The organism is Pseudomaricurvus sp. ABR4_320 (assembly GCF_056159445.1).
On record NZ_JBSWVF010000056.1, the window covers coordinates 1 to 1,987 of the forward strand.

Below are 1,987 nucleotides of genomic sequence, written 5' to 3' on the forward strand. Positions count from 1 at the left end.
TGAGCCTCAACAAACCAACTCAGAGAAAGAGACAGGCATAAAACAAAAATGTACGGAAATTTCACTGAGTACTCCTTGTGAATCTTATACAGCGTGGCCGTCAACTATCAACAGCCGCATCCTTGATGAAATTTGACGCTTCCATCAACAACCACCTGAATACAGCGTCAAGCGAGGATAATCAACGTGGTAACTGTAGAAGTCTACCGAAAATCCGAATGAACAGGGGCGTAAAAATGAGAGGTGAATCACAAAACCGTTGCCTTATAATCCAGCTTTGCCGAATTAGTGCTAATCGCTGGAAGCTAGAGTGCTCTCCTGTAACATTCAAGCGGATCATAAAAGAGTCTATAAAGCATCAAACATCAACAGCATTGCTTAGAATGTGAACGCTGACGGCAAATTGTTCATTTCCGGGCATCTGTCCGGAATCGGTTCCAATGAGCGTAAAACCACAGCTTTCATAAAATTGAACAGCCTTCAAATTGCTGTGCAGAACTTCAATCGTCAAAGCGGTATTTGCGGACCTTACCGCTTCCATAACCAGCGCGCGGCCTACGCCCTTCCGATAGCTATCAGGCTCGACGTAAAGCCAGGCAATTTCCTCTTCGTCAAACGCGATAAACCCCAATAATTTTCCACACGTCTCGGCAACCAGTATCTTATAGTCAAACAGACACTCTCTTTCCGCTGCGATCTCTAAGGGTAAAAAGGCATCTGAAAGAGACGCCTGCGCTAATTCATCCAATCTGGCGACGTCATGTATACTACATAACTCTCGCCAATCGGCGCCTCTATAATCTCGAATATTCATTACAGCTCATTTTTTTACGATTTTGCGTACATAACATCGGTGCAAAGCACATACTTACTGCCATTTTTAGGAGAAACGCCTTGATGCCTTAACCGATGTGGAAAAACCAGCAATAAACCTCGCCTCGGTTGAATTTTGATATCTTCAAATTCTGTTTCCCCAGCATCAAAATCATCATTCAAATAAAGAAGCATCGTTAACTTACTAACTTCGAAATAATCGCGCTTGAAAGAACCATCAACGTGCCACTTAAAATACTGTTCACCAACATACTGATAAAAGCGAAACTTTTCATTTAATCCACTCGGTTTCCATGTATCAATTTCGTCAGGCAAAAAAGGCAAAAACCTTTCAAAATATAACCTTGCCAGGTCGTAGTCATCGAAAATAATACGCTCATTATTTCGTACAGAAGTGGACTCTTATTCTCCTAGGCTCGTTTGTATCTTCGAGACTTGATAACCGATGGATTCGCTTTGTGAAATTAATGTCGCACACTCGCTTTCCGACAGAAAACCTTCAACAACGAATGCGCCATTTTTATATTTTATCACCTTTCCAAAACCTCTTATAACTTTGCTTTAAAGGCTCTTACGTTTAACTACCAGTCAGCACTGTACATCTTATTTGCTTCAAAAGCTTCCAGCTCTAGTGGCGCCTTCTCGTACCCGTAGACTTCCAGATCAGAAAAATACTGGTTCACGATTTTCTCCAAATCAGAGTCTTCAATCTGCTGTACATGCACTAACTCATGAGCGAGTCTTGGCCTATTTAACTCATACTCTTTTCGTACATAGATTGAATATCCAAAAACCTGTGCGTTGTTGATTATTCCTTCACCAATAAAACCAAGCTTCTCTCCGAAGAACTTTAGTGCGGCATTCTCGTACGGAAAAGGCACTTCATCGACATACACAATCCTTACTTCTTCCGGATGGTTTATTCCAACATCAGAAGCTAGCGAAAATTGTCTATTGTCCAGAGGCTTACCTACCTCCATACCCCTTCTATCAACCTCATAAGCCCAATCAATATACTGCGGCAGTAATAGACCAGAAATGATTTGCCTATAAAAAAACACCAAGGCTATTGCTATCAGAACTATAATCATAGACAGCGTCTTAATTATTCTCATACGTTTATAAATTCCTTTTAACAAAACAATTACTTTTC

At 41.0% G+C, this 1,987-nt stretch carries 3 protein-coding genes; all 3 read right to left on the reverse strand.

What is annotated here, in order from left to right:
• Positions 1-358: 358 nt before the first annotated feature.
• Positions 359-814, reverse strand: a complete 456-nt coding sequence (locus tag ACXAFR_RS27255) for an N-acetyltransferase family protein (RefSeq protein WP_475183298.1) — start codon at positions 812-814, stop codon at positions 359-361.
• A gap of 14 nt (positions 815-828) precedes the next feature.
• Positions 829-1,149 (reverse strand): 2OG-Fe(II) oxygenase, encoded by a 321-nt coding sequence (locus tag ACXAFR_RS27260; protein WP_475183300.1) that lies wholly within the window; start codon positions 1,147-1,149, stop codon positions 829-831.
• Between the two features lie 266 nt (positions 1,150-1,415).
• Positions 1,416-1,987: hypothetical protein (locus tag ACXAFR_RS27265; RefSeq protein ID WP_475183302.1), on the reverse strand; the 572-nt coding region annotated here is incomplete at its 5' end.